The organism is Nocardia sp. NPDC020380 (genome assembly GCF_044386975.1).
In the GTDB taxonomy this organism is placed as follows: Bacteria; Actinomycetota; Actinomycetes; order Mycobacteriales; family Mycobacteriaceae; genus Nocardia.
On the sequence record NZ_JBIRVQ010000016.1, the window covers coordinates 102,540 to 127,839 of the forward strand.

At 69.3% G+C, this 25,300-nt stretch carries 21 protein-coding genes and 1 pseudogene; 14 read left to right on the forward strand and 8 right to left on the reverse strand.

What is annotated here, in order from left to right; translation table 11 throughout:
- Positions 1 to 2: 2 nt before the first annotated feature.
- A pseudogene (locus ACH438_RS36880) lies at positions 3 to 203 on the reverse strand (hypothetical protein); the annotation flags it as partial.
- A 22-nt stretch (positions 204 to 225) separates the two neighbouring features.
- On the reverse strand, positions 226 to 1,959 hold the full coding sequence (locus ACH438_RS36885) for a DEDD exonuclease domain-containing protein (RefSeq protein ID WP_397014077.1): 1,734 nt from the start codon (positions 1,957 to 1,959) through the stop codon (positions 226 to 228).
- Positions 1,960 to 2,536: 577 nt separating this feature from the next.
- Here ACH438_RS36885 and ACH438_RS36890 point away from each other — a divergent pair.
- The 10 genes from ACH438_RS36890 to ACH438_RS36935 all read left to right on the forward strand — a co-directional run bounded on the left by ACH438_RS36890 (position 2,537) and on the right by ACH438_RS36935 (position 12,261).
- Positions 2,537 to 3,166: a C40 family peptidase gene (locus ACH438_RS36890; RefSeq protein WP_397014079.1), complete on the forward strand. Its 630-nt coding sequence runs from the start codon at positions 2,537 to 2,539 to the stop codon at positions 3,164 to 3,166.
- Between the two features lie 144 nt (positions 3,167 to 3,310).
- A complete protein-coding gene (locus ACH438_RS36895; protein ID WP_397014081.1) occupies positions 3,311 to 4,390 on the forward strand; it encodes an NlpC/P60 family protein in 1,080 nt (359 codons plus the stop codon).
- Positions 4,391 to 4,423: 33 nt separating this feature from the next.
- On the forward strand, positions 4,424 to 5,416 hold the full coding sequence (locus tag ACH438_RS36900) for a hypothetical protein (RefSeq protein WP_397014083.1): 993 nt from the start codon (positions 4,424 to 4,426) through the stop codon (positions 5,414 to 5,416).
- Positions 5,417 to 5,517: 101 nt separating this feature from the next.
- Positions 5,518 to 6,645 (forward strand): glycosyltransferase family 4 protein, encoded by a 1,128-nt coding sequence (locus ACH438_RS36905; protein ID WP_397014085.1) that lies wholly within the window; start codon positions 5,518 to 5,520, stop codon positions 6,643 to 6,645.
- A 225-nt stretch (positions 6,646 to 6,870) separates the two neighbouring features.
- A complete protein-coding gene (locus tag ACH438_RS36910; protein ID WP_397014087.1) occupies positions 6,871 to 7,260 on the forward strand; it encodes a polyketide cyclase / dehydrase and lipid transport in 390 nt (129 codons plus the stop codon).
- A gap of 74 nt (positions 7,261 to 7,334) precedes the next feature.
- Positions 7,335 to 7,772: an SRPBCC family protein gene (locus ACH438_RS36915; protein ID WP_397014089.1), complete on the forward strand. Its 438-nt coding sequence runs from the start codon at positions 7,335 to 7,337 to the stop codon at positions 7,770 to 7,772.
- Positions 7,773 to 7,801: 29 nt separating this feature from the next.
- Positions 7,802 to 9,256, forward strand: a complete 1,455-nt coding sequence (locus tag ACH438_RS36920; protein ID WP_397014091.1) for an ArsA family ATPase — start codon at positions 7,802 to 7,804, stop codon at positions 9,254 to 9,256.
- The gene (locus ACH438_RS36925) at positions 9,253 to 10,263 is read left to right on the forward strand and encodes a hypothetical protein (protein ID WP_397014093.1); all 1,011 of its coding nucleotides are present in this window, start codon (positions 9,253 to 9,255) and stop codon (positions 10,261 to 10,263) included. The genes ACH438_RS36920 and ACH438_RS36925 overlap by 4 nt, the downstream gene beginning before the upstream one ends.
- Positions 10,260 to 11,261, forward strand: a complete 1,002-nt coding sequence (locus ACH438_RS36930; protein WP_397014095.1) for an ROK family glucokinase — start codon at positions 10,260 to 10,262, stop codon at positions 11,259 to 11,261. The genes ACH438_RS36925 and ACH438_RS36930 overlap by 4 nt, the downstream gene beginning before the upstream one ends.
- A gap of 274 nt (positions 11,262 to 11,535) precedes the next feature.
- Positions 11,536 to 12,261, forward strand: coding sequence for a lysophospholipid acyltransferase family protein (locus ACH438_RS36935; protein ID WP_397014097.1), 726 nt, complete (start codon positions 11,536 to 11,538; stop codon positions 12,259 to 12,261).
- Between the two features lie 62 nt (positions 12,262 to 12,323).
- On the opposite strand, the gene ACH438_RS36940 is transcribed toward ACH438_RS36935, so the two are convergent.
- Positions 12,324 to 12,827, reverse strand: coding sequence for a polyadenylate-specific 3'-exoribonuclease AS (locus tag ACH438_RS36940; protein WP_397014269.1), 504 nt, complete (start codon positions 12,825 to 12,827; stop codon positions 12,324 to 12,326).
- Between the two features lie 199 nt (positions 12,828 to 13,026).
- Between ACH438_RS36940 and ACH438_RS36945 the strand changes: the two genes are divergently transcribed.
- The gene (locus ACH438_RS36945) at positions 13,027 to 14,415 is read left to right on the forward strand and encodes a class II 3-deoxy-7-phosphoheptulonate synthase (RefSeq protein ID WP_397014099.1); all 1,389 of its coding nucleotides are present in this window, start codon (positions 13,027 to 13,029) and stop codon (positions 14,413 to 14,415) included.
- A gap of 206 nt (positions 14,416 to 14,621) precedes the next feature.
- Here ACH438_RS36945 and pknB read toward each other — a convergent pair whose 3' ends face one another.
- Positions 14,622 to 16,607, reverse strand: coding sequence for a Stk1 family PASTA domain-containing Ser/Thr kinase (pknB, locus tag ACH438_RS36950; RefSeq protein WP_397014271.1), 1,986 nt, complete (start codon positions 16,605 to 16,607; stop codon positions 14,622 to 14,624).
- A gap of 119 nt (positions 16,608 to 16,726) precedes the next feature.
- On the opposite strand from pknB, the gene ACH438_RS36955 reads away from it, so the two are divergent.
- Positions 16,727 to 17,095 carry an Rv2175c family DNA-binding protein gene (locus tag ACH438_RS36955; RefSeq protein WP_397014101.1) on the forward strand — a complete coding sequence of 123 codons (369 nt, stop codon included), beginning with the start codon at positions 16,727 to 16,729 and terminating at the stop codon, positions 17,093 to 17,095.
- A gap of 291 nt (positions 17,096 to 17,386) precedes the next feature.
- Here the strand turns inward: ACH438_RS36955 and ACH438_RS36960 are convergent, their stop codons facing one another.
- The 4 genes from ACH438_RS36960 to ACH438_RS36975 form a co-directional block, all read right to left on the reverse strand.
- Positions 17,387 to 18,325, reverse strand: coding sequence for a phytoene/squalene synthase family protein (locus ACH438_RS36960; RefSeq protein ID WP_397014103.1), 939 nt, complete (start codon positions 18,323 to 18,325; stop codon positions 17,387 to 17,389).
- Positions 18,322 to 20,013, reverse strand: a complete 1,692-nt coding sequence (locus ACH438_RS36965) for an alpha-(1->6)-mannopyranosyltransferase A (RefSeq protein ID WP_397014273.1) — start codon at positions 20,011 to 20,013, stop codon at positions 18,322 to 18,324. Before ACH438_RS36965 ends, ACH438_RS36960 begins: the two co-directional genes overlap by 4 nt.
- A 162-nt stretch (positions 20,014 to 20,175) precedes the next feature.
- On the reverse strand, positions 20,176 to 21,789 hold the full coding sequence (gene crtI / locus ACH438_RS36970) for a phytoene desaturase family protein (RefSeq protein ID WP_397014105.1): 1,614 nt from the start codon (positions 21,787 to 21,789) through the stop codon (positions 20,176 to 20,178).
- Positions 21,790 to 21,932: 143 nt separating this feature from the next.
- Positions 21,933 to 23,042, reverse strand: coding sequence for a polyprenyl synthetase family protein (locus tag ACH438_RS36975; RefSeq protein ID WP_397014275.1), 1,110 nt, complete (start codon positions 23,040 to 23,042; stop codon positions 21,933 to 21,935).
- A gap of 288 nt (positions 23,043 to 23,330) precedes the next feature.
- Here ACH438_RS36975 and ACH438_RS36980 point away from each other — a divergent pair, with 288 nt between their 5' ends.
- Positions 23,331 to 24,269 (forward strand): methylenetetrahydrofolate reductase, encoded by a 939-nt coding sequence (locus ACH438_RS36980; protein ID WP_397014277.1) that lies wholly within the window; start codon positions 23,331 to 23,333, stop codon positions 24,267 to 24,269.
- A 146-nt stretch (positions 24,270 to 24,415) separates the two neighbouring features.
- Positions 24,416 to 25,258 (forward strand): hypothetical protein, encoded by an 843-nt coding sequence (locus ACH438_RS36985; RefSeq protein ID WP_397014107.1) that lies wholly within the window; start codon positions 24,416 to 24,418, stop codon positions 25,256 to 25,258.
- Positions 25,259 to 25,300: the final 42 nt, after the last annotated feature.

A 25,300-nucleotide genomic window follows, 5' to 3' on the forward strand; every position in this document is an offset into this window, starting at 1 on the left:
CCCTATGGTCGCGCGATCGGACCCCGAAGTTCCAGCCGGTCTGTACCCGCCAGCACACGCGCCAACTCCCGCCAGCGGCGATGACGATGCCGGAACATCAGCCGCGCGAAGAGGCGGGTACCGAAACCCCGTATCCCGTCATCGATCTCGATCTCGTCGGTGTACAGGCAGCTGGATTCGGACAGCCGGGTGAAGGTCAGGCGGATGCCGCAAACGCCGGGAGCCTCAGCTCGCGTCGAGGGTGGAGGTGACGTCGGCTCGCGCGGCGGCTTCGGCTCGCTCCAGCCACGACAGCCAGGCCCCCGCGCCGAGGCGCGGCTCGCCGTAGCCGTCGGAGGTTCGGACGATTCGGGTGCCGGGCTGTTCCAGCCACCGGACGAGTAGGCCCGCTTCCTCCGCGAGCGCGCCGCGCAGTGGCGGATAGGTGGGGGTGGGGGTGTCGAGGGGGACCGGGATGACGGTTTCGGCGGAGGCGGCGAGGCGGTCGACCATGAGCATGGGGGAGATCCCGCGGCGGGCGCAGCCGGCGGCGGCCAGGCGGGCGTGGCGGATGATCGCGAACTCCCAGCCGCCGGCGCCGTCGGGGTGGGCGGCGATCAGTTCGGGGATGGCGGCGAGGGCGGCGAGGCGCTGGGTGCGGCGGAGGGCGCGGATCACCGTGACGGTGCGGTCCCGCAGGCGGGCTGCGGCCTCGAAATGTTCTGCGGACGAATGGGTTTCGAGCTTTTCGCGGATGGCGTGCAGCAGGGCGTCGTCGCGGCCGGAGAAGAGGGCCCGGACGGCTTCGGAAACTCGTTCGTATTCCTTTATATATAGGGTGCTGTTCTCGGCGCTCGCGGGACAACCGCCGACCGCGGCGGGCAGGCAATCGTGGCGGCCGGTCTTCGGGATGCGGGTGGTGCAGGTGCGCAGGCCGGCCTGCTCGGCGACGGTGGCGGCCACCTCCGAGGCGTCGGCCCGGGAACCGAACGGGCCCAGCGCGTCCCGGGCCGGGCTACGCGAGATGGCGAACCGGGGGAAGGCCTCGTCGGTGAGGGTCAGCCACCAGGCGCGCTGCGGGAACTTCGAGCGGCGGTTGTAAGGCGGGGTGTGCGCGAGGAGCAGGCGGAGCTCGCGCACACCGGCTTCGAGACCGTGCGCGCATTCGACGTGATCGACTCGCGTGGCCAGCTGCACCATCTCGCGCATGCGGGCGCGGGTGTCGGACCCGGTGAAGTAGTTGCGCACGCGGCGGCGCAGATTCACCGCGGTCCCTATATAGAGGACTTCATCCGAAGGACCCCGGAAGAGGTACACGCCCGGAGCCGCCGGAAGATCCGATGCCAGCACGCGTTTCGCGCGCTGCCGCCGCGTCACCTCGGGCAGGTAGTCCATCAGTTCGGTGAGGCTGTGCACGCCTTGATTGCCGACCCGCTCGATGAGCGCGTGCAGGACGTCCACCGTCGCGCGCGCATCGTCCAGCGCACGGTGGGTGGGCCGGGTCTGTGCGCCCAGGATCTGCGCCAGCATGGACAGTTTCACCGAGGGCGCCTCGTCGCGGCCCAGCACGCGCCGCGCCAGCTGCACCGTGCACAGGACTTGGAAGGCGGGCCACGGGGTTCGGGTGCGGGCCGCGGCGGCGCGCAGGAAGCCGGTGTCGAAGCGGGCATTGTGGGCGACCAGTACCGCGCCCTTGGCGAACTCCAGGAAGCCGGGCAGCACGGATTCGATGTTCGGTGCGTCGATCAGCATGGCGGTGGTGATGCCGGTGATCTGCACGATCTGCGGCGGGATCTCGCGGCCCGGGTTCACCAGGGTGGCGAACTCGCCGAGTACTTCGCCGCCGCGCACCTTCACGGCGCCGATCTCGGTGATCATGTCGCCGTCGGGGCTGGTTCCGGTGGTCTCCAGGTCCACGACCACGAACGTTGTGTCATAGAGCGGTGATTCGAGCTCGTCGAAGGCCAACTGTCCGGACACGGTCTCGAAGCCTAGGCCGGGGGTACGACAGTCTCCGGCGATATGGCGATGTGGAATATCGACCTGGAGAAATGTCGGTATATAACATCGAGATTCTCGAGATGAGATCTCCGAAATGTCGAATTATGCGCAATTGTGGTCAGGGTCACATTGATTCGGATATCACATCAATCCGGCTGGAGAGGCCGATCGGTCCGCGACGGTTACCGGGACCCGGACAGGCGCTGCCGCGCGGTCGGGCGTGTCGATCGAGGGCCTCGAGTCTGCCCAGGTCGGAGCGTGATGTCCTGACCTGCTGTTTTGTCGGATAGGCCCAGGCCGGGAGGGCCTTTCGGGCGGTTTTCCTACCCGTGGGTAGCCAGCGGGACGCTCCTCCGGACATTGCTGCCGTTATCGTTTCGTGATTGGTGTGACATTTATCGCAGTGAAATGACACGCCGTAACAAATTCCGACCCCCGGGCGTTGGTCTCGGCTTTACAAGGCACCGTTATGTCCTCGTAATCTTCCTGAGACCTCGCGGAGTCCGACGCACCAACCCGGGTGCAGCGTCGCGGGGCAGATTGGAAGTTCCTCACCATGGCGACCCCCACCGTCAAGCGTCAGGTTCGCGGCATGCAGCGCAATGCGCGTCGCGTCGCCGTGGCCGGCGCCGTCGGCGCTGCCACGCTGAGCGCGCTGCTGCTGCCCGCGACGCCCGCCTCGGCCCAGCCGGTGACCATCCCCGGCATCCCCACCTTCGACGTGCCGGACAATATCCAGCTGCCGCAGGGCATCCCCGGCCTGCCCGCGTCCATCCCGGTGCAGATCCCGCCGATCCCCGGCGTCCAGGTGGGCCCCGCGGCCCCGGCGCCCGCCCCGCAGAACAGCATTCACCAGGCCGCCGTCGACGCCGCCATGAGCCGCCTCGGCGACCCGTACGTGTACGGCGCCGCCGGCCCGGACGCCTTCGACTGCTCCGGCCTCGTGCAGTGGTCCTACGCGCAGGCCGGCATCAGCCTGCCGCGCACCAGCTACGAGCAGCTCGACACCGGCGCCCCGGTGTCCTACGACGACCTGCAGCCGGGCGACGTGGTGTCGTTCTACGGCGGCAGCCACTCGGGCATCTACATCGGCGACGGCAATGTCGTGCACGCCTCCACCGCGGGCCAGCCGGTGGCGATCGCCGCCGTCTCCTCGATGCCTTTCGCGGGCGCACGGCGCATCTGAGACACCAACGCGGGCCTCTGACCTGCGACTGAAGCGGCGACCGTGATTATCTTGTGCCCTGCTGGACACAACCGGTCGCCGTTTCGTAATCTTATCGAGACCTTCCTTTCCAGCTCGGGGTAAGAGAACGGGACTGTGCAGACGGTGGTAGCGCGGAGTCAACGCACGCGGAGTCACTACGCGACAAGACTCGTAGGTGGTGCACTAACGGCAGGCGCCCTCGTCATAGTCGGCGGCACCTACGGAATCGTGCCCGCGACAGCCGATCCGGCCTCTGCACCGGCCAACGCCGGGGAAGCAGTGCAGCGGCTGATCGACCTGTCACGGCAATCCGAACAGCTCAACCAGCAGGCCCTGAACGCCCAATCCGACCTGGACACCAAGGTCACCGCCGCGCAGGACGCCGAACAGAAGGCGGTCGACGCCGCCGGCGTCCTGGACGCGGCCAAGCAGGAAGTCAAGCGCTATCAGCCGGTCGTCGACCGCGCCGCCAGCTCGGCCCTGCTCGGCAGCCGCACCAACCGGCTCACCTCACTGCTCGTGAGCAGCTCACCGCAACAGCTGCTGGACCAGATGTCCATCGTGGACCTGGTCGGGGCGCGCACGAGCGATCAACTGAGCCAATACCTCAAGGCCACGCAAGCGGCCACCGCCGCCGAAACCACCGCTCGCGCCGCCGCCGACGCCGCCAAGGCCGCCAGCGATCAGGCCGATGCGGTCCGCGCCGACCTGGAGAGCAAACGCGCTGCGCTGCAAGGTTCCATGGCCGGCGTCATCGCCGCCTGGGGTCAGCTCTCCGCGGGCGACAAGTCCGCGCTCGCCGGATCCATGTTCCCGCCCGGATTCGACCGCGATTCCCTGCTGAAGGGCCTGGTTCCCGGCAGCGGCACCAGCGCGCTCGCCGCCGGCCTCACCCGCGTCGGCGACCCGTACGTGTGGGGCGCCACCGGACCCGACCAGTTCGACTGCTCCGGCCTCGTGCAGTGGGCGTTCCATCAGGTCGGCAAGGATGTGCCGCGCACCAGCCAGCAGCAGTCCACCTACGGCACGCCGGTGGACGAGAAGGACCTGCAGCCCGGCGATATCGTCTTCTTCTATTCGGACATTTCGCACGTGGGTATCTACGCTGGCAACGGACTGATGTTGCACGCCTCCACCTTCGGCGTCCCGGTTCAGGTCGCGCCGATGGGATCCACCCCCTTCCACTCGGCGCGACGGTTCTGATCGAGGGCCCGCGCCCATGACCACGAGGTGGCGATGACCGCTCTGCGGCAGGTGCGCGGCTGGCTGGCAGCCCGCCGGCGCTTCCAGTTCGTCGCCACGGTGGTCATGGTGGGCGCGCTGACCGCCGCCTGCGGCGCGCTGCTCCTGCTGCCGAAATCGGTCCTGCCCGGCCTGCACGCCTCGGACGCGCCGGTCGCCACCGATCCCGAACTGCCCGCGGTCCGGCAGATCATGACCTCCTACGGGAAGATCGTCGCCGAAACCGTCGACATCGGATCCGGTCACGTCGGCATCGTCCTCGGTCATCCCGCACACCAGAGCGATGTCGATGTGCTGGCGGGCGAACTCGCCGCTTCCACCGAGGCGGTCACCGGGCTCTGGGGGACCGCCTGGTCGCAGGCGCCCGTCGTGGTGGTCGCCTCCAGCCCCGCCGAATTCGCGGCCCTCACCAACGAAACCGGTGATCTGCCCACCGAAGTCGCGGCCGCCACCGTCGCGGACCCGTTCCGGCCCGGCACCCAGCCCAGTGGGCAACGCGTCGTCTTCGGCTCGACGTCCGGGCACATTCTCGGCGCGGACGGGCTGCGTTCGGTGCTGCGGCACGAACTCACCCACTACGCCACCCGGGCGATCACCGTCGACGGCTCACCGCTGTGGATGCTCGAAGGCGCCGCCGAATACACCGCCCACCGCGGAAAGCACCAGCCCATCAGCGAAGTCGCACCCACCCTGACCACCCGCGCCCGCAATGGCGACATTCCCGCGGACCTGCCCGCCGACGCCATGTTCGGGCCCGCCGGTGGCCAGGCCGTGCCGGCCTACGAACAGGGCTGGTCTGCATGCGCTTTCATCGCCGACCGTTTCGGCGACGCCAAACTCGTGGACCTCTATCACCGGATCGCCACCGGCAAGAAGGACCGCGCCGCCACCGACACGATCTTCCAGCAGACCCTGGGCCTGAACTATGCCGACTTCCTCGGCCATTGGCAGACCTGGATCAAGACCCGCACCGCCGCAGGCGCCTGACCACCGCCTCCGGCCCCATAGCCGGGAATCCTCGGCCGCGCCGCCAACCGACCTCCGGCGCCCAGGATTCCCGGCTATCACGGGTGCAGTAGGTTTGTGCCATGGGGCGAACTCTGCTGGTTACCAATGATTTCCCGCCACGACCGGGAGGTATCCAGTCCTATCTGCATGCGCTGACCATGCAGCTGCCGCCCGACGAGCTGGTGGTCTACGCGCCACGCTGGCGCGGGGACAGTCACTGGAAGTTCGATGCGGCCCAGCCGTTCCAGGTCGTCCGCCACCCCACCACGCTGATGCTGCCCACCCCGCTGGTGTTGCGCCGCGCCGCGAAACTGCTGCGCGACGAGCAGTGTGATCGCGTGTGGTTCGGGGCGGCGGCGCCGCTCGCGCTGATGTCGCCGTTCCTGCGCAAGGCCGGGGCCGAACGGATCATCGCCTCCACGCACGGGCACGAGGTGGGCTGGTCCATGCTGCCGGGCGCGCGGCAGGCGCTGCGGGCCATCGGTGACAACACCGATGTCATCACCTACGTCAGCAAATACACGCGGCGGCGGTTCGCGGCGGCCTTCGGGGCGGAGTCCGCGCTCGAATACCTGCCGCCCGCCGTCGATTCCGAGACCTTCAAACCGGATCCGGCCGCGCGCGAGGAACTCCGCGCCCGCTACGGGCTGGGGGACCGGCCGACCGTGCTGTGCCTGTCGCGGCTGGTGCCGCGCAAGGGGCAGGACGTGCTCATCGCCGCCATCAAGGGGATTCGCGAGCGCGTCGACGGCGCGGTGCTGGTGATCGCGGGCGGCGGGCCCTACGAGCAGAAGCTGCGTGCCATGGCCCAGGCGCTCGGCGTCTCGGACCATGTGGTCTTCACCGGCCGCGTGCCCTCGAAAGAGCTGGCCGCACACCACACCATCGCCGACGTCTTCGCCATGCCCTGCCGCACCCGCGGTTTCGGCCTCGACGTGGAGGGCCTGGGCATCGTCTTCCTGGAAGCCTCCGCCACCGGAGTCCCCGTGGTCGCGGGCGATTCCGGCGGCGCCCCGGAAACCGTGCGCGAGGGCGAGACCGGCAAGGTCGTCAGCGGCCGCTCGGTCGACGCGGTCACCGACGCCATCGTCGACATCCTCGCCGACCGCGACGCCGCCACCCGCATGGGCCACGCCGGCCGCGCCTGGGTCCAGCAGCAATGGCGCTGGGACCTGATGGGCAGCCGACTACGCGAACTCTGTGCCTAATTTGCCCTCCGCTGCGCTCCGGGCGGGTTCGCGGCGCTGAAAGTCTCGCTCCTCCCTCCCTCCGCTCCTCCGCTTCACTCAGTCCAGACCGAGCGCTCCACCTCTCTGCGCTTGCGCCGCGAACCTCGACGGTGGTGCCTCGAAATCGCGGCGCGCTGAACTCCGTGGGTGCGGGATCGCGGTGTGGGTGAGGGTGAAGGCCGCGCGTAGGGCAAGATAAGCACCGTGAGCAGTATCCAGGTTGCCGATCAGACTTTCATCGCCGCGCCCGGCGTGGCTGTCGGCGAGGTCTTGGCGGATCGGTCCAGGTGGCGCGGCTGGTGGCCCGATCTGCAGTTGCAGGTCCGAGAAGACCGCGGCGACAAGGGAATTCGCTGGACGATCACCGGCGCCCTGGACGGCACCATGGAAGCCTGGCTGGAACCCATGCTGGACGGCGTCATCCTGCATTATTTCCTGCACGCCGAACCGCGCGGCGGCATCGGCGGTATGTCCGGACGCGACCTGCTGGCCGCCAACCGGGTCCGCCGCGTCGCGGGCAAGAAGATGTCCTTCGAGATCAAGGCGCGCCTGGAAGCCGGTCGCAAGGCCGGCGTCGCACCCGTTCACGCCTAGGTTCCGCACCGCACGATCTCGTATCCTCCACCCTCGCACCGGCTTCAGAGCCTGGAAAGGAAGCGTTGTCACCCATGGCCGATCGCACTCAACGGTCGATCGTGATCGACGCCCCCTCGGATCGAGTGATGGGCGTCATCGCCGACCTGGAGTCGTATCCGGAATGGGTCTCCGCGGCCCGCTCGGTCGAAGTCCTGGACAAATACCCCGACGGACGCGCCCACACCGCACGCTTCGTGCTGGACGCCGGCGTCGTCAAGGACACCTACACGCTGTCCTACACCTGGCGGCCCGACGGCAAGGCCGTGAGCTGGCAGCTGGTCAGCGGTGAACTGCAGAAGGCACAGGACGGCACCTACGAGTGCATCGCCCTGCCCGACGGCACCACCCAGGTCGTCTACGAGCTCACCGTCGACCTGAACATCCCCATGATCGGCATGTTCAAACGCAAGGCCGAGAAGGTCATCACCGACACGGCGCTCAAGGAACTCAAGAAACGGGTCGAAGACTGACCAGCGGCACCGAACGCTCCGCCACCCGGGTGGAGCTGTTCATCGGTAAGGGCGGCGTGGGCAAGACGACGCTGGCCTGCGCGACCGCCATGGCGTACGCGCGCTGCGGGCAACGCGTCCTGCTCGCTTCCCTGGACCAGGCGCATTCGCTCGGTGACGCGCTCGGCTTCCGATTCCGGCACGAGCCCGGCAGCGTGGCCTCGGTCGCGTCCGGTCTCGATGTGATCGAGGTGGATTCCCTTGCGCTGCTGGAGGATCGGTTCCGGCAGGTACTGATCATGCTGTCCGGCGTCGGCCACGAGCACGGAATCGACCTGGGCGCACTGGATCCCGCCGAAGTCACCGGCCTCCCCGGCGTCCAGGAACTCCTGGCGTTGCTCGAGCTCACCCGCTACGCCGCCGAAAAGCGCTGGGACGTCATCATCGTCGACTGCCCGCCCACCGCCGACATGCTCCGCATCCTCACCACACCGGACACCTTGCTCGGCTACCTGGAACGCGTCTGGCCCGAACACTCCCGGACCATGATCACCGTAGGCGGCGACCTCCGCCGCGCCGTCCTGGCGGTAGCCGTCGAACAGATAGTCCACGCCATCTCCGGCGCCCGGGACCTCCTCGCCGACCGCACCCGCACCGGCGCCCGCCTGGTCACGGCCCCGGAACACGTGGCCGTAGCCGAATCCTCCCGCGTGGTCTCCGCCGCCGCCCTCCTCGGCCTCCGCCTCGACGCGGTCCTGGTCAACAAGGTCCTCCCGGACCTCACCGCCCCCGCCGAATCCACCTCCGCACCGCGCGAGTTCGGCATCGCGCCGAATGAATCCGCGCGCACGCCAGGCGATTTCGGCAATCCGGCGGGTGCCCACGGCTACGGTACTCCCGGCGGTCCCCACGGCGGCGATCTGCCGCGCGGTGCGGATCCCCTGCACGATCGCGCGCAGTGGCACGGGTCCGGGTCCGGCGGCTTCGCGGCGGTGGGCGGGACGGCCGAGCATCCGGCGGTGCAGTGGTATCGGAATCGGCGGGCCGAGCAGCTCGAAGTGGTCGGGCAGTTGCGGAAGTCTCTGCGCGGGGTTCCGGTGCAGGTCGTGGGGCATGCGGGGGCCGAGCCGGCGGGGTTGAGCTCGATTTCGGCGCTGTCGTACGCGGTGGACGCGAGTGGTGACTGGGTCGGATCGGCTCCTGTCCCTATGCTTGGCACAGATGCGGACGGCGTGCTGTACACCGCCCCGGGGCCGGTGGTTCGGCTCGAATCGGGGGCGGGTGTGCAGTCGGTGTTCGCTATGCGCATGCATCTGCCCGTGGTCGACCCGTCGACCCTGCAGCTGGGACGAGTGGAGGACGATTTGATCGTGGGAGCGGACGGGGTTCGGCGCCGCCTGCGGCTGGCGCCGGTATTGCGGCGGTGCACGGTCGACGCCGCCGAACTCGACGGCGATCAGCTGGTGATCCGTTTCCGGCCCGACCCGCAGGTCTGGCCGCAGTGACCAGCACCCACGGTGAGCCGCGTCTGGGCCACCCCGACGACAACCTCGGCGAGTTCGCCGAGGAACTCAAGCTGCTCGCGGAGGCCGTCCTCGAACGCGTCGAACCGGTGCTGCGCCGCACCGCCGCCGACGGCCGCTCCGATTGGGACAGCTGCAGCTGGTGCCCGGTCTGCGCCGCCGCGGCCATCGTCCGCGGCGAGCACCACGATGTGGTGGCCGCCATCGCCGACCACGGCACGGCCATAGTCACCGTCCTCCGCGAAGCCCTCGCGGGCGTCCCCGTCGAACCGGTCATCCCCCCGGACCTCGACCCCGACTCCGCCGAATACCAAGCCTGGCAACACCATTCCCACAGCCGCCTCGCCGAAGACCTCGCCGATGCCTACGCCAACGCCCGCGGCAGCTCCGCCGCGAGCCAGGGCGATCCCACCGGCCGCCGCACCGGCGCCGCAGGTCAGGGCGGTGCCGACTGGGGTGACAACACCGCGGCCGCTGAGGGTGCCACCACTGGCGCGGGCCGACGACGCGACGCTGCCGGCGAGCAGGAAGCCGATGCCGGGGTGCGTGATTCCGGTGCGGGCCGACGCGATTCCGCCGCGGGCCGAGGGCGCGCCACCGGTGCGGGGCAGGGCGATGCCGCTGCTCGCGGGCGCGGTGCCGGTACTGCGGGCGGACACGAGGCCTCGGCACCGGCGGCTCACCGTGCGGGGGATGCCGAATCCTCTTCGGCCGGGCGCGGATCCACCGACGCCGCGCCTCGGTCCGTCGGCGCGGGCCTGAGTGGTGTGTTCGCGCGGTTTCTCGCAGGCGCGCAGGGGCATTCGTCCGGTGCGCCGGGGCATGCGGCATCCGGGCATGCGGCGCCCGCTGCGCCCGCCGGTTCGGCCGGTGTGGAAGATGCGCCGGTGGATGATTCGCTGGGAAACGGCCCGGGTGCTGCCCGCCGGCCCGAGAGTGGGCGGAGGAAGCCCGGGTACGTGCCGATCAATGTGACGATCAAGGCATGACGGGCGGTGATGGGGTGCCGCTGACGGTGGGAATCGATGTGGGCGGCACGAATATTCGTGCGTCGGTGGTCGACGGTGCGGGCGAGGTGCTCGATACCGTGACCGCGCCGACTCCGCATTCGGCGCGGGCCCTCGAAGACGGTCTGGCGCGTGCGGTGCGGGAGTTGTGCCAGCGCCACCCGATCGGGGCGGTCGGGCTGGCGGTGGCCGGGTTCGTGGACGAGGATCGGGCGACGGTGCGGTTCGCGCCGCATCTGCCGTGGGAGGACGCGCCGGTCGCGCAGCGGCTCACGGATCGCCTGGAGCTGCCGGTCATCCTGGAACACGATGCGAATGCGGCGCTCTGGGCCGAGTACCGGTTCGGCGCCGCGGCCGGTGGCCACAATGTGGTGCTGGTGGCGATCGGGACCGGTATCGGAGCCGCGTTGCTCATCGGCGGTCAGCTGTACCGCGGAAGTTACGGTGTGGCACCGGAACTCGGTCACCTGCAGGTGGTGCCGCAGGGCCGCGCCTGTGCCTGCGGTAAGCGTGGCTGCTGGGAAAGGTATTGCAGCGGAACGGCTCTGGTGGATACGGCGCTGGAGATGCTGGCGACCGATCCGGGCCGTTCGACGGTGCTGGCGCGGGAGGCCCGCCGCGATCCCGGTTCGCTGACCGGGCGCCGCATCGCCGGCGCCGCGCAGGACGGCGATCCGCTGGCGATCGAGGTGATGGCGGAGTTCGCGCGCTGGCTGGGCCTGGGCCTGGCGTTCGTGAGCGATATCTTCGATCCGGACCTGATCGTGGTGGCCGGTGGCGTCAGCTCCTCGGCGCCGTTGTTCCTCGACGATGCCCGCGACCATTACGCGGCCTCCATCACCGGGGCCCGGCATCGCCGGCTGTCGCGTATCCGGGTCGCTCAGCTGGGTGAGGCGGCGGGCATGATCGGCGCGGCCGAACTGGCGCGCGCGGCGCTGGTCGGTTCCACGAACGGCCGGCCGGCGCCCGCACATCGCTGAGTGGAGGGTCGCCGGGCGGACCGGTCCCGGATCCTGTCATGTGGGATGCCTATCGGTCTCCGGTCCGATATGTGAGATTTCCCGGCCCGCCGATCACCCGCTCGCACGGCCGCCCGGCGGCCCGCACGATTTCCCCCGGTTAAAGCTTCGTGAAACGGCCGGAACAGGCACCCGATGGTTGGTCACCGGCTGGTCTCGGCGGTAGGGTAGGCAACTGAGTGTGGTGCCCGCAACGAGGCCGGTCCCGGGTATCGAAAACAGGGGAAAGGACACGATGTTCTACTGGCTGCTGAAGTTCGTGCTCGTGGGGCCGCTCATGCACCTCATCAACCGACCCAAGGTTGAAGGCGTCGAGAACATACCCCCGAAGGGTGCAGTCATTCTGGCCGGCAACCACTTGTCGTTCACCGATTGGCTCTTCACTCCGCTGCTGAGCCCGCGGCGCATCACGTATCTGGCCAAGGCCGAATACTTCACCACCCCCGGCTTGAAGGGCCGGCTGCAGAAGTTCTTCTTCTCCGGCACCGGCCAGTACCCGATCGACCGTTCCGGCGCCGATGCCGCCGAGTCCGCCCTCAATACCGCGCGCAAGCTGCTGGAGGACGGTCGCATGGTGGGTCTGTACCCGGAGGGCACCCGCTCTCCCGACGGCCGCCTGTACAAGGGCAAGACCGGTGTGGCACGCCTCGCCCTGGAGACCGGTGTCCCGGTGATCCCGGTGGCGCTGATCGGTACCGACGAGGTGTGCCCGCCCGGACCGTTCCGCTGGCGTCCGCGTCAGGTGACCGTCAAGTTCGGCGAGCCCATCGACTTCTCCCGGTACGAGGGCATGGGCGGGAACCGTTTCGTCGAGCGCGCCGTCACCGACGAGATCATGTACGAGCTCATGAACATGTCGGGTCAGGAGTACGTCGACGTGTACGCCGCCAGCCTGAAGAAGGGCGTGCCCTCGGGCAGCCGCCCCGACGCGGACCGTATCCCGCAGACCATGGCGGGCTGACCTTCCCGTACGAGAACGGGCCCTGTGAGACCGAGTCTCACAGGGCCCGTTCCGTTTTCGGGTCAGGAGGCGTGGCGCCGCCGGTATGCCTCGATGGCCTCGAACTTGGCGAAGTTGTGGCGGGCGTCGGCGAGCGCGTCGTGCGCGTCCTTCGGGATGGGCGGCAGCGGCGGCCGTCCGGCCTGCTCCCAGTGCTGGCGCAGCTCGTTGGTGTAGCGCGGCAGCGCATTGGGCAGATCGACCATGGATCCCCACAGCTGGCAGAGCGCGACGTGATCGTAAGCGCCCACCCAGGCCCACAATTCGGGTTCGACCCCGGGCCGCGGCACCAGGAACCGGTACAGGTCCTCGCGGATCTTCTCGCGGCTGCGCCAGAGCGGCGAGGACGGCGGCGGTAGCTTGGGCAGCACATTGCGGCGCACGAACGGCCCGGCCTTCTCGGGATCGAATTCGGTTGAGACGGCGTAGTATTCGCGTCCGTCCTCGCACACCACGGCGATGGATACGAGGTCGATGACGACCCCGTCCTCGATGAATTCCGAGTCGTAAAAGTACCTGAGCGAGATCGGTCCACTCCTTGTTCGCGGTCGCCGGTCACTGGCCCCCGGCGCCGGGGCGCGGGACGATCCGGGCAGATCATCCGGTCTTCCAGCCTAGGTGCCGCCGATCCGGCGTGAGTCGGCGGATCGACGGCGGGCGGCGGTGTGACCGATCCACACCCTGGGGGTGGTCCAAGTCACGTGGGTCGATCCGTATTCTGAACGGGTGAACTGGACCGTCGACGTACCGATCGATCGCCTGCCGGAACTTCCTCCGCTGCCCGCCGAACTGCGTCGGCGCCTCGACGAAGCCCTGTCGCGCCCCGCGCTGCAGCAGCCGTCCTGGGATCCCGAACAGGCCGCCAATATGCGCACGGTGCTGGAATCCGTGCCCCCTATCTGTGTCCCCGCCGAAGTCGAGGAGCTGCGCCTACGCCTGGCGGAGGTGGCGCGCGGCGAGGCCTTCCTGATGCAGGGCGGCGACTGCGCGGAGACGTTCGCCGACAACACCGAGCCGCATATCCGCGGCAATATCCGCACCCTGCTGCAGATGGCCGTGGTGCTGACCTACGGTGCGAGCCTGCCGGTGGTCAAGGTCGCGCGCATTGCCGGCCAGTACGCGAAACCGCGTTCCTCGAACCTCGATTCGCTGGGTCTCGAGTCCTACCGCGGTGACATGGTGAACTCGCTGGTGGCGGAAGCCGGTCTGCGCGAGCACGATCCGTCCCGCCTGGTCCGCGCGTACGCGAACGCGTCGGCGGCCATGAACCTGGTGCGCGCGCTCACCTCCGCCGGTATGGCGGACCTGCACAAGGTGCACGACTGGAACCGCGAGTTCGTGGCGCAGTCCCCGGCCGGCGCCCGCTACGAGCAACTGGCCGCCGAGATCGATCGCGCGCTCGCGTTCATGAAGGCGTGCCGCGTCAACGATCCGAACCTGTCCAGTGCCCGCCTGTACGCCTCGCACGAGGCGCTGGTCCTCGACTACGAGCGCGCCATGCTGCGGCTGAGCGAGCACCCGGTCACGGGTGATCCGGTGCTGTACGACCTTTCGGCGCACTTCCTGTGGATCGGTGAGCGCACCCGGCAGCTGGACGGCGCGCACATCGCGCTGGCCGAGCTGATCGCCAACCCGATCGGCCTGAAGATCGGCCCCGGCACCACCCCGGACCAGGCGGTCGAATACGTCGAGCGCCTCGACCCGAACAACGAGCCCGGCCGCCTGACCCTGGTCGCCCGCATGGGCAATCAGAAGGTCCGCGACGTACTGCCCCCGATCATCGAGAAGGTGCAGGCCACCGGCCACCAGGTGATCTGGCAGTGCGACCCCATGCACGGCAACACGCACGAGGCGTCCACCGGCTACAAGACCCGGCACTTCGACCGCATCGTCGACGAGGTGCAGGGCTTCTTCGAGGTGCATCACGCACTGGGCACCCACCCGGGCGGCCTGCACATCGAGCTCACCGGTGAGAACGTCACCGAATGCCTCGGTGGCGCGCAGGACATCTCGGACCTGAACCTCGAGGAGCGGTACGAAACCGCCTGCGACCCGCGCCTGAACACCCAGCAGTCGCTGGAACTGGCCTTCCTCGTCGCGGAGATGCTGCGGTAGCTGTTCCGCCTCTCCGAGACTTCGGCGGGCGGCCGGGAGCCGTTGGCTGACGCGCACCCGTGCCGGCGGTAGCTGCCGAACCGATTTCGGGGGTACCCGGGGAGTTACCCCGGGCGGCGCGAAATCAGTTGTCGCCTTTGGCATCGTGCAAAGAGCCCGGACCGCATCTGCGGTCCGGGCTCGGAGGTTCCTGTGCGCTATGTGTGCTAGGGCAAGGCGACGATCGTGATGGTGGAGCCGGTTTCGACGGTCCCGCCGGGCGCGGTGCTCTGCGAGACGACTACCGAACCGTCATTGGAGACCAGCTGGCGGACGTTGACCTGTAATCCGAGAGCCTCGAGTTTGGCGCGGGCATTGGCGACGGTCGCGCCGAGCACGTTCGGCATCTCGACTCCGCTGTTGGTGATCAGGACGACCGAGTCACCGGATTGAGCGGAACTCCCGGCGGCCGGATCGGTGCCGATGACCGCGCCGCCTTTGACTCTGTCGTTGAATTCGGCTCTGGTGGAGCCGACGGTGAGTCCGGCGCGTTGCAGGGCGGCCCGGGCTTCGTCCTCGGTCTTGCCGCGTACGTCGGGGATCTTGACCGGTTGCGAGCCTTTGCTCTTGTAGATCTGCACCATGGCATTGGCGGGGAGGACGGTGCCGGGCGCCGGATCCACCTTGGCGACAGTGCCTTTCGGGGCGGTGCTGCCGATTTCCCCGGCCTCGCTGGGGGTCAGCCCGGCGTCTCTGATGGCTTGTTCGACGGTTTTCACGTCCTGCCCGGGCGTGATGTTCGGGACCGTGGGTTTGCCGCTGGAGACGAGTACCGCGACCGTGGAACCCTTCACGACTCTGGTGCCCGCGGCGGGATCGGTGCCGACCACATTGCCGACCGGGATCATGTCGGAGGCCTTGTTTCTGGTCTGCGTCTTGAAGCCCGCATCCTGCAGTGTCGCAATGGCTTTCTGGGTGTCGAGCCCGGCGATGGACGGGACCGAGGAATACCGTCCGACTCCGATCCACCAGCCGCCGATGCCGAGCAGGATGGCCAATATCAGCACGATGCCGAGCCAGATGGCGACCTTGCGGCGGGATCTCCCACGGTCCTCGATGAGATCGTCGCGGTAGGGCGGCGACCCCGGTGGCCCGGCGGGCGGCGCGTATTCGGGCACGTACTCGGTGGGTAGTTCGCGGGCCGCGGTCATGACTCTGGTGTTGTGCTGCGGCACATGCACGGTCGGCGCGTCGGCGGGTAGTCGCGTGGTGAGGTCGGTGGCGCCGACCGGGACCGGACGGGCGGCCTGCCGTTGCGGGGCGGGCGGCGCGGGGGTGACCCGGTATTTGGCGCTGAGGTGTTCGGCCGATTCCTTCGGGGCGGGCACGCGGTACTCGGGTAGCTGCAGTTCCCGTGCGATGCGCCGCAATTCGCCCGCCATCTGGGTGGCGTCGGCGTAGCGGTGCGCGGGTTCGCGGGCGGTGGCGTGCGCGACGAGTTCGTCGAATTCCGGTGGTACGCCGTTGATCAGCCGGCTCGGGCTGGGCACGTCCTTCTCGACGCGCTGCAGGGCGATCGACAGCGAATTGTCGCCGGTGAAGGGGGTGCGGCCGGTGAGCATTTCGAAGATGAGCACGCCGGCGGAGTACACGTCGCTGCGGGCGTCGGCGTGACCGCTGGTGACCTGCTCGGGGGAGAGGTAGGCGGCGGTGCCGAGAATCACGCTGTCGGAGGTGATCTTCGCCTCGGCGACGGCGCGGACCAGGCCGAAGTCGGCGATCTTCACGTCACCGTTGTCGGAGATGAGGACGTTCTCCGGCTTGATGTCGCGGTGCACGAGTCCGTTCGCGTGCGCCACGCCGATGGCGTAGAGCACGGGTTCGGCGACGGCGCGGACGGCGTGCGGGGGCATGGGCCCGCGTTCGCGCAGCAGTTCGCGCAGGGTGCCGCCCTCGACGAGTTCCATGATGAGGAACGGATGCTCGCCGTCGACGCCCTGGTCGTACACCGCGACCAGGGACGGGTGCTTGAGTTTGGCGACGGCGCGGGCCTCGAGTTCGAAGCGGGTGAGGAATTGTGGATCGGAAGCGAATTTCGGATCCATCACCTTGATGGCGACCGGTCGGTCCAGGCGGGTGTCAACTCCCCGGAACACCATGGACATACCGCCACGCGCGATCGGCGCGTCGATGCGGTAGCGCCCTTCCAGCATCTGGCCGATCAACAGCTGCCCTTCCGATTTTCGTCCCGCCGCCCGGTGCGGCTCACCCGATGGTAGTCGCGCCGGGGTGTGATGCGACCGGAGCGCCACGAGGTACTACCGTTATCCGGGTGAGTGCCTTTCCTTGCAGCGAAGACGTCCTACCGGCCTCGGTGACCCTGATCCCGCTGCCCGACGTGGCCGAGCAGCTCGGCATGGTGGTCACGCGGGTGCATCAGATGCTGCGCGACCACCAGATCCTCGCCGTCCGCCGCGACGGTGTCGCCGGAATCCCCAAGGAGTTCTTCGACTCCACCGGCGAGGTCGCCAAGCACGTCACCGGACTGATCACCGTCATGCGCGACGCCAAATACACCGACGAAGAAATCCTCGAGTGGATCTACACCGAGGACGAATCCCTCCCCGGCCGCCCCATCGACGCCCTCCACGGCCCCCTGGCCCGCGAGGTCATCCGCCGCGCCGCCGCCGACCCCTTCTGAAAAACGACAACCTCTCCGCCCCGGCCTCAGCAGCAGCCGGGGGAGGAAAGCCCGTGGCCTTCGGTGCCCGTCCGGCTGTCACGCCGGGCGGGCGCCGAAACGGATGGCCTTGCCGCCGGCAGCGCCGGGACCGGCCACACGAATGACGTTCAGCGGCAATTTCGGTGCGCCGGCCCAGCTTCAGCCAAGGACGGACAGCTCGCCACGGTCGGCAAAGTGTGTGGCCGCGGCCCTTTCGCGGCATTGCCTGCGCTCACAGGTGCTCGCGGCGTGTGCTCTCGGGCGCTGCGGTCAGTTGGCGGCGGCGCGTTGGGCGGTGGCGAGCGCGAGTTCTCTTGCGGCGACCCGGAGCCGGCGGTGCTGGGGGACTACCGCGCGGCGGGTGAAGACGGCGTAGTCGGTGCGTTCGATTTCGTCGAGGATGCCGCTGTAGAGGGTGGCCGCTGTGTGGATGGCCGGGCGCACACGGGGTGTGAGCAGGGTGATTCCGGGTGTGGCGAGGCGGTATATGCCGCGGTTGACGGCGATCAGGTGGGCGAGGGCGCGGCGGACGCGCTGGTCGGTGCGGCCGGATTCGCGGCAGTGCGTGAGGAGTTCGTCATGCACGCCGAAGGCGGCGAGTTCGTCCTGCGGCAGGTAGATGCGGCCGCGGTCGAGGTCCTCGGCGATATCGCGGAGGAAGTTGGTGAGCTGGAAGGCTTCTCCGAGGGCGGCCGCTGCCGGCTCGGCTTCTTCGACGGGCACTACCGTGCCGAGGACCGGGAGGAGTTGCAGGCCGATGGCCGCCGCCGAGCCGCGCATGTACTCGGTGAGAGCGGTCATGGTGGGGTAGCGGTCGCGGTAGTTCGGGCTGCCGGGGATGTCCATGCGCATGGAGTCCAGGAACACCCAGAAGTGTTCGGGCGCAATGGAATACCGCTGGATGGTGTCGGCGAGGGCGATCAGGATGCGCGCCTCGGCCGCGGTCGAGAAGGTGGTGGGCGCGTCGGCGAGATAGCCGCGTAGGTCGTGTTCGATCCGATCCAGTTGCGCGGCGGACGCTTCCGTGCGTGTGGCGGCCCCGGCCCCGTCCACGATGTCGTCGACCATGCGCGCGAACGCGTACAGCGCGTGCACGGCCGGTCTTCGTTCCGGTTCCAGCAGCCGGGTCGCCAGGAAATACGTGCGCCCGTGCTCGGCGGCGATGCGGCGGCAGTCCCGGTAGGCGTGTGCGAGGTGCGGGGACGTCATGCCGTCGTGGGTCCGGCGGGGTCGCCGTATGCGGTGGTGCCGTCGAGCGGCTGCGCGGGCCCGCCGGTCAGCGGGTGAGTGTGGGTGGCGCGCAACTTGAGTGGATCGATGGTGCGCAGCGACACCGCCGCCACGATCGCCGCGAAGGTCGCCAGCGCCACGTGCGGGAAGCTGTACAACCCGATCGACCCGTCCGGCTGGAACACCAGCATCAGCCAGGTGCACAACCCGACCAGCCACTGCAGCGTGGTGATGGACAGCGCGAACCCGGCGGCCAGCGCCAGCGGCCACGAGTAGTACCAGGGCAGCGCGGCCGGCGACAGGATCACGATGGCCACGAACGCGATGAGAATGCCGAACACGGCTTCCTTCTCGCTGTTCTTGAACCGCCACCACATCCACACCAGCAGCGCGACCAGGGTGATCTCGCACAGTTTGCGGGTCACCGACAGCACCGGATCCAGTCGCAGCGGGGTCACCCAGGTGGTCATGTGCGCCATGATGGTCGGCAGCGACAGCCAGTTGATGATCTTGTTGGAGCCGGACAGCGCTGTCAGCCAGCCGATCCCGTGCCGCAACCCGAGCCCGGTCGCCTCGGTGGCCACCACGAACACGGCCGCGAACACGCTCACGCCCAGCCCGGCGATCTTGGCGAACGTCCACACCGGATGCGGCAGCGCGCCCTCGTTGCGCGCCGCGCGGCGTTCCCGTTCGTGAATCATCCAGATCCACACCAGGAATGGCAGCGCCACCCCCGCGGTCGCCTTCACCCCGACACCGACGGCGACGACCATGATGCCCGCCACATGATGATGCTCCAGCACCAGCGCGATACCCGCCGCCATCAGGCCGACCATCAGCATCTCGTTGTGCACGCCGCCGATGAGATGAATCAGCACCAGCGGATTCAGCACGGCCAGCCACAACGCGGTGGTCGGCTTCCCGCCCAGATGCTTGGTCAGATGCGGGACCGCCCACATCATGAGCGCCAGCCCCGGCAGCATCACGAAGCGCAGCGCGATGGTGCCCGCCACCACATTGTCGCCGGTGACGGCGGTGATACCGCGCGCCATCAGCAGGAAGATGGGCCCGTAGGGCGCGGTGGTGGTGGTCCAGACGGGGCTCACATTGTCCAGCAGCACACCGGGATTCACGACCGGCCCCACCGAATACGGGTTGAACCCGTCCCGCAGCAGCGCGCCCTGCGCCAGATACGAGTAGGCGTCCCGGCTGAACATGGGCACCGCGAACAACAGCGGGAAGATCCAGATGCCGACGATGGCGCGCAATTCGTTCAAGGTCACCGAGGTGCCCCGCTGGGTGCCGATGACAATGCGCCCGAGCCGCACCCACGCCGTGATCATGGCGATCACGCCGATCCACACGAACACGGTGGACAGCACGTACCCGTGCCCGAACCGCAGCCACGACAGGTGCGCCGACTCCAGCAGCGGATCGTTGATCCGCACGCTGCCCGCGCCGAAGCCGCCGAAGGTGATCAGGAGGGCGCCGAAGAACCCGAGCAGCGCGGCGTGCCCCTCGGGGCTGCGCGCGAAATCGGTCCAGTTGCGCCACCGGCTGCGATCCGGCGTGCCGCCGGCGACGATGTGGCGGGGGTGCTCGTATGCGTGTCCGCGGGCGCTCGACGTGGCCTTGCGGTCCGTCGGCGCCTGCTGGTCACTCGGCATGGCCTTCTGACTCGGCATGGCCTTCTGGTCGTTCGATGGGACGTCCGCGGTATCTCGGGCGTCCGTGGCTGTGGCTGCGTCCGTGTCGGGGGTCGGCATAGGCGGTCGTTCCCCCCGGAAAGTCGGCGGCGGCTGCCGCGTCTGATTAGGACGCCGGTCAGTCTAGTGCTTGCGTGCCGCTGCTACCGCTCCGGTATCGGCGCCGCGGGCTCGGGCATGTCGTAGATCACCGGTGATCCGTGTGGCCGCCAGTTTTCCCGAAATCAGGACGGTCGGCACGCCGACGCCGGGGACGGTGCCGGAACCTGCGAGAACGACATTGTCGCGGGCGCGCACCAGGTTCCGGGTGCGGAAGGGCCCGGTCTGCCGGAACAGGTGCGCGGCGGAGAACGGGGTACCCGCGAGCATGCCCTTGCCGAGCCAGGTGCCCGGCGTATCCAGGTGGTCGACGCGGAAGTACCGCGAAATCCCTTGATAGCCGCGCGCTTCCAAGGTCTGCAGCAGTTCCCGCAGGTAGTAGGGGCCCAGACGGTCCCAGTCGAAGGCTGCCGCATCCAGATTCGGGCAGGGGGCGAGCAGGGACAGCGGCTCGTAGCGCCGTGTCTCGTGCAGGTGCCCGGCGATATCGATGTGCTGTTCCGGGCGGTCGATGTACTGCGCCGGATCGGTGAGCGCGGGCCGCGTCAGCAGCAGTGACGGATCCGTCATGAGCGCGCCGCGGCCGCGCCGGGCGGCGATCTCCCGGAAGGTGCCGTCCCACTCCCGCCCGAAATCGATGGTGTGATGTGCCTGGACCGGCCAGCTCGCGGCCACATCGGCGGGCACGGTGCCGTGTGCGACCACCGCCGACGGCGAGGCTCGCAGGCCACGACGGCGGCGCAGGCCGAAACGCGGCAGCGAGCCGAGATCCGCGGTCACCACGACCGCATCGCAAGGCAAGCTCCGGCCGTCCGCGATATGCACGGCAGTGGCCCGCCGGCCCGCGTACTCGATCCCGCTGACCTCGGTGTTCAGCAGTAGCTCCCCGCCCGCCGCGGTGAACGCGCGCGCGAGCGCCTCGGCGATGGCCCGCAACCCGCCCTCGGGGTAATAAACGCCCAGGCAAGTGTCCATATAGGGGATCGCCCCGTACACGCCGAGCGCCTGATTCGGGGCCATCCCCGCGAACAACGCCTGAAAACTGAACAGCCGAGCCAGCTGCTCGTCCCGTACGAGCCGCGTCACCTTGGGCCCGAGCCGCCCGAAGGCCCCCAGCCGCACCAGTTTCGCGAGCGCCCCGCGCTTCTCCGGAATCCGCACCATATCCAGCGGCGAATCGAAGTTGGTGTCCATGAACTGCCCGAACTCGGCCTCGTACACGCCCCGCAGCCACCCGCGCAGCCGCCGATACCGTTGCGCCGCACCGGCATCCCGCACCCGCGCGACCTCCGCCGCCATCTCCTCGGCCTCCGAATACACATCCACCACGGACGCATCCGCGAACCGCGCCCGATAAGCCGGCGCCATAGCCAGAATCCGCAACCCGACCGACTCCCGCGTCTGCCCCACCGCGGCCAGCGCCTCGTCGATAAGCTCCGGCACCGTCAAAATCGTTGCCCCGGAGTCGATCTCGTAATCCTCCCCGCGATACAACCCCACCCGCCCCCCGGCATGATCACCCCGCTCGACGAGCGTCACCTCCCGCCCCGCCCCCCGCAGATGCAGCGCCGCCGCCAGCCCCGATAGTCCAGCACCCACCACGACGACCCGATCACTCGGCCCCGCAACCGTTTTCATGCCACCCATCACTTTCCTATCAGATCTCTACCCGCCTGCCCGTCGCCGGTGTTTCGCCGCCCATCCCGCTGTCTACCGGCAGTGGCTGCCATCGCTTGCACAGGACCGACCTCCTTGGCGGCCGGATCGCCTGCGCCGGGCCCTCAGTAGGCGCGGGCGGTGGCGGCGAGGGCCATGGAGCGGAGGCGGCGTTTGGCGTCGGGGGTGGTGGTGCTGGCGTCGAGGGCGGTCAGGGCCTGTTCGGTGAGGCGGGTGATGCGCTGTTCGACGGCGTCCACGGCGCCGAGTTCGGTGAGGACGGCGCGCAATTCGGAGACCCGGGCGGGGGTGATGTCGGTGCCGAGGCTGGTGCGGATGAGAGTCGCCGCGTCGGGGTCGATGATGTCGGCGCGCTGCAGGGCCTCGGCGATGAGGACGGTGCGTTTGCCTTCGCGCAGGTCGTCGCCGGAGGGCTTGCCGGTGATGGCCGGGTCGCCGAAGACACCGAGCAGGTCGTCGCGGAGCTGGAAGGCGATGCCGATATCGGTGCCGAATTCGCGGTAGGCGGCGATCAGCTGCGGGTCCGCGCCGGCCAGTGCCGCACCCATGTGCAGGGGGCGTTCGATGGTGTAGGCGGCGGTCTTGTACCGGTTGATGCGCAGTGCGGCCGCGACGGTTTCATCGCCCGCGGATTCGCCGTGGATGTCGAGCAGTTGCCCGCCCAGCACCTCGGTGCGCATGGCCGCCCACACGGGCGCGAATCGGGCGGCCGCGTCGGCGGGTAGCCCGGCGTCGCGGGTCATATCGTCGGCCCAGGCCAGTGCGAGGTCGCCGATGAGGATAGCGACGCTGGTCCCGTAGTGGCCGGAATCACCGGCCCAGCGCAGATTCCGGTGCCGCTCTTCGAAATCCACGTGCACGGTCGGGAACCCGCGCCGCGTGCGCGAGGAGTCGATGATGTCGTCGTGCACCAGCGCGCAGGCCTGCACGAGTTCCAGCGCCGAGCAGGCGGTCAGCACGGCGTCGGCTTCGGGATCCTCGGGGCTGCGTCCCGCGCCGAGCCAGCCGGTCCAGGCGAAGGAGGGCCGCGTGCGCTTCCCCCCGCGAATGACGAAGTCCTCGAGCGCCCGCGCCGCGTCCACGAACACCGGTCCGAGCGGTTCGACCAGGGTGCGCCGGGTCTCGAAGAATCCGGTGAGGCGTTCCTCCACGGCGGCGACAATCGATCCCGCGCCGGCCGCATGGCGGGTCGGGGTACCGGGTCCGGCGGACAGAGGAGCCTCCTGTGGTGTGTGCCGCGCTGCCGGCGCGGCTGGTCCAGAACGTGCCGAGCATGCTGGTCCCGAACCGAGCCGGCCGCGAGCCGCAATGGCCGCGGCGGGGTTCGCTGCCGACTCTACTCAGCCGCGACCCGCCCCGGCCCGCCCGGTGGTTTTCCGGGACGCGGCGGGGAATCGCAGGGTGTCGGCTGGAAGGTGCTGGTCTGCCCTTAAAATGGGCCGGTGAGTTTCGAGAATGTACGGGGATATTCGACCCCTGGCCGAGTTTCCCGCACATCGCCGGTGTCCGGAACTCGGTCCATCGCGCAACAGCTGGGCCCGCGGCCCGACGGTTCGGTGCCGTTCTCGGTGGAGTTCAATCCGCCGCGGGATGCCGCCGGTGAGGCGCGGTTGTGGCGGGCGGCGCGCGAGTTCGAGCGACTGCACCCGGCATTCGTCTCCATGACCTACGGTGCGGGCGGTTCCACCCGCGATCGCACCATTCGCGTGACGGGCCAGCTGGCGCGCGAGACCACGCTGCTGACGGTCGCGCACCTGACAGCCGTGGATCACAGTGTCGCCGAACTGCGTTCGATCGTCGGCGCGTACGCGGATTCGGGTATCCGGAATCTGCTGGTGCTGCGCGGCGATCCGCCGGGCGATCCGCTGGGCGACTGGGTCAAGCATCCGGAGGGCGTGGAGTACGCCGAGGAGCTGGTGCGCATGGTGCGCGACCTGGGCGATTTCCACGTGGGCGTGGCGTCGTTCCCGCAGGGGCATCCGCGGTCCACGGACCTGGATCAGGACACCGAGCACTTGGTCGCGAAACTGCGTGCGGGCGCGGAGTATTCGATCACCCAGATGTTCTTCGACCCGGAGCACTATCTGCGCCTGCGGGATCGGGTCCTGGAATGCGATCCGGTCGAGGGCGCGAAGCCGATCATCCCCGAGCTCATGCCGATCACCTCGCTGCGCACGGTGGAGCGCGCGGTCGAACTGTCGGGCCGGGAACTGCCGGTGAAAGTCCTGGAACGCCTGCGCAAGGCCGCGGGCGACGGCCCCGAGGAGAATCGGGCGGCCGTCCGCGCGGCCGGTATCGAGATCGCGACGGAGATGGCGCAGCGCCTCATCGACGAGGGTGTGCCGTGCCTGCACTTCATCACCCTGAATTTCGCCAAGGCCACCGGCGAAGTACTGGCAAACCTCGGCTACACGATGTCGCCCGCCCCTTCGCGCGCCTGAACCAGCAGGAAAGCGCGGTGCCGGGAGCCCCGGAAGTTGGTTCTCCCCATCCCTGATGTTCACTCCGGCTTGCCGGGGCAAATGTCCGGTACCCACTGGTATCGCGAGTAGCGTCCCCCTCACCGTGACCCCGAGGGGAGACGCTCATGCCCGTGTTCCACCACCTCGCCCGTGTCGCAGGCGTGCTCGGCGCCTGCGCGGCGCTGACCGCGACCGCGGGCCCGGCTGCCGCCGCGCCCGCGAATGCCGTTCCGGTTCCCGCGATTCCGGGTGCCACGGTCCCCGGGCCGGGCGCGGCGGTGCCCGCGGCTCCGGGCGCGGTCCCCGCGACCACGACGCCGGGCAGCTCCATGCAGTCGGCGCCGGCCCTCGGCACTGACGCGGCCTCCGCCTGGGCCGCCGTCATGGGTGCGACGGATGCCGCCGCCCCCGACTGGTTCGCCGCCTACACGGCCACCCTGGACGGCTTGCACAACTTGGGCGTCCAACCCTTCCTGTACCCGACCGCGGCCCCCTTCTGCCTCGGCGGCACTGCCCTCGGCCTGGCTCCGGCGGTGGCGGGCACGGTCCCCGGCCCGTGGCCGCGCTACGCCGTTTCCATTCCCGGCCTTGACCTTTCGGCCGTCAAGGCAGGTCAGGTCATGTTCGCCTTCGTCCCCTACGGCCTCAACCCGGACGGCGCCGACACCCGCGGCATGCAGGTGGCCTGGATCAACCTCGCCAACGGCCGCAGCGGTTTCACCCCCATGGGCTCCCTCTCCCAGGTCCTCAGCGACATGATCCCGCCGGGCGTCCCCCCGGCCATCCGCCCGGTGGTCGAAACCGCCGTCAACGAATTCTTCGCCGGCGCCCTCCCCAAGGGTGGCGTCCGCGCCGTCCCCGTCGACACCGGCTCCGGCACAGTCCTGGCCGCCATGTTCGGCGTAGTCCGCAACGGCGCCAGCAACTGCTTCTTCTTCCCGACGGTAGGCATCACCCCCGTCCCCTGACGCGGCAACTGCCGCCGATTGCCGCAGCTGTTGGCTGAAGCC